This window comes from Mariniflexile aquimaris (genome assembly GCF_042676825.1).
In the GTDB taxonomy this organism is placed as follows: domain Bacteria; phylum Bacteroidota; class Bacteroidia; order Flavobacteriales; family Flavobacteriaceae; genus Mariniflexile; species Mariniflexile aquimaris.
This window is the reverse complement of sequence record NZ_JBHTIB010000019.1, coordinates 1-2,122: the sequence shown is the minus strand read 5'-3', so window position 1 is coordinate 2,122 and position 2,122 is coordinate 1. Positions and strand designations below refer to the sequence as shown.

The 2,122-nt window shown below is 31.4% G+C and carries 3 protein-coding genes; all 3 read left to right on the top strand.

The window, feature by feature from the left end:
* On the top strand, positions 1-402 hold a 402-nt coding region (locus tag ACFQ0I_RS15715), incomplete at its 5' end, for a hypothetical protein (RefSeq protein ID WP_379943912.1).
* Between the two features lie 245 nt (positions 403-647).
* Complete coding sequence (locus ACFQ0I_RS15710; RefSeq protein WP_379943911.1) at positions 648-1,403, top strand: hypothetical protein; 756 nt, start codon at positions 648-650, stop codon at positions 1,401-1,403.
* 179 nt (positions 1,404-1,582) lie between these two features.
* Positions 1,583-1,921 carry a hypothetical protein gene (locus ACFQ0I_RS15705; RefSeq protein WP_379943910.1) on the top strand — a complete coding sequence of 113 codons (339 nt, stop codon included), beginning with the start codon at positions 1,583-1,585 and terminating at the stop codon, positions 1,919-1,921.
* The last annotated feature ends 201 nt before the right edge of the window (positions 1,922-2,122 follow it).

Here is a 2,122-nt window from a genome sequence, read left to right as displayed (position 1 = left end):
TTTTCCTTCGGAAAATCCTCGCACACAAACACGCAACTTTCCTTATACATAAACGTTGGCAAACATTTGGTCAACGACAAAAAATTAACTAAACATCAACATTTAATAATGAAAATACATCCGATTTTTTCTAAACAATACATCCTTTGGTGGTTTTTAATGGCTACTGCCATTTCTTTAAAAGTTATAATTTTTGGATTTAATCCAAACGGATTGTCTAAAATGGAAGGATATGAAGACCGAGGATTAATGTTTTGGATTATTGGAACGCTGTTTTGTGCTGTTATCTTTTCAGCACCATTTTACTTATTATCTAGACCAATTTTAAAAAAATGGAATCCTAAAGTATATATGATTTTAATATCGGTTTTCGTTGGTCTTCTTCTAATTTTTAGCCTGTAAAGAAATGCTGGAATTTACAAAAGATAATAAAAATATGATAGGTATAATTATGGCAATAAGTTATACTCTATATTTCAATTGGCAAATTGGTCAATATCCATTAGTTAGTACAATAGCATACTCATTACCTTTTTTAATAATATCTGCCTTAATTGGTTTCGGTATTTCAAAAATCCGAAAGGATAATAATTTCGGAATTTACTTTGCTGTTATCTCTTTAATCTTTGTAATTGCAAATATTTAAAATGACTGACGAACTTCCATTTGAAATTTTCATAAGAGAAACTGAAAGACTTTTCGAAACGGCAAAAACAAAGGATGAATTTGAATATGTGTGCGCTTTAATAAACTTCAATGGAATGGGTGACCCTAGAGCTTTTAGTCACATTCACGAAAGTAGAGACTTATTTTTCCAAATGGTAGAACTAATTGAGAAATCTGACAACAAACACGAACAAATTCGACTTCTGCTTCTGCTATATTGCCATATTTTCGAAATGGATGAATTCTACAACATTATTGGCAATATGTTGAGAATATCACTCGGAGAAAGATATGGAGTTATGCTTTACAATTCACCAACACTAACAACAGAACTAAAACCAGCCAACAAACTTGACAAATTGAAAAGTCTAGCAAAAAAAGCAGGTTTTGAACTGTTAATTGACACTATAAAAAATTTATACTCAAGTCCTTTAAGAAATTCATTTTTTCACTCTTCATATTCATTAAGCGGAGATGATTACTATATTGTTTCAGGAAAGGAATTGAAAATTAATGGAATGTCAAAAAGAGTAGTGAGTTTAAGAGACTATATTCTGCCACTCACTCAATCGACCGTTAATATAGCAGGACACTTTTTTAATCTATTAAGAAGTTCAAGACTTGACTATAAAGAAAATAAAATTGTAATTGGTCGTTTAGAACCAAAAGGAGTTAAAATTGAAATAATGGGTCATCCTGAACGAGGACTTTCCGGATTTAAAACAATAATTGAATAAGAAAACGATTTGCCAACACCGTATATAAAAAATTGCTAGTTTTACCCTAAACCAATGTTAGTTGTTTTATTTGCTAGCTTCTGATTTTCCTTCGGAAAATCCTCGCACACAAACACGCAACTTTCCATATACAACAACGTTGTAACACATTACCGACCAGTCTCAAATATGAATTATAAATGGGAGAAATAATTGGAGAAATATTTGCGAGATGGATTCTTGCTGGAATCTGGGTGGCGTTGAATTCGATTTATGATTGGATTAAAGCATTGATTTTCGGAATCCCAAAAAATGAGGTTGAACGGAAACGACTTGAGAAAAAATGGCTCTATAAAAAAGTTAGTCCGAAAGAAAAACTTAAAAACGGAATAGAAATTGGGACTATCGGAACTGTTATGGAGTTTATTGATAACAAAACTGCATTCGTGGAGTTTTATGACCAAAATGGAGAATTCATTGAAATTGATGGTGAATTAGCATTTAAAGTGGAATTGAAAAATATGAAACTGAAAAAATAACGTGTTACAACACCGTGTATAAAAAATTGCTAAATTAGTGTTTAAACAAAGTCAGTTGCATTTTTGCTACGTCTGATTTTCCTTCGGAAAATCCTCGCATACAAAACCGCAACTTTCCATACACAAACACGTTGTGTTTAATTTTGACCCGTCCTGAAATAAGGCTACATAATTTTAAACATTATGTATAGAAATGACAAA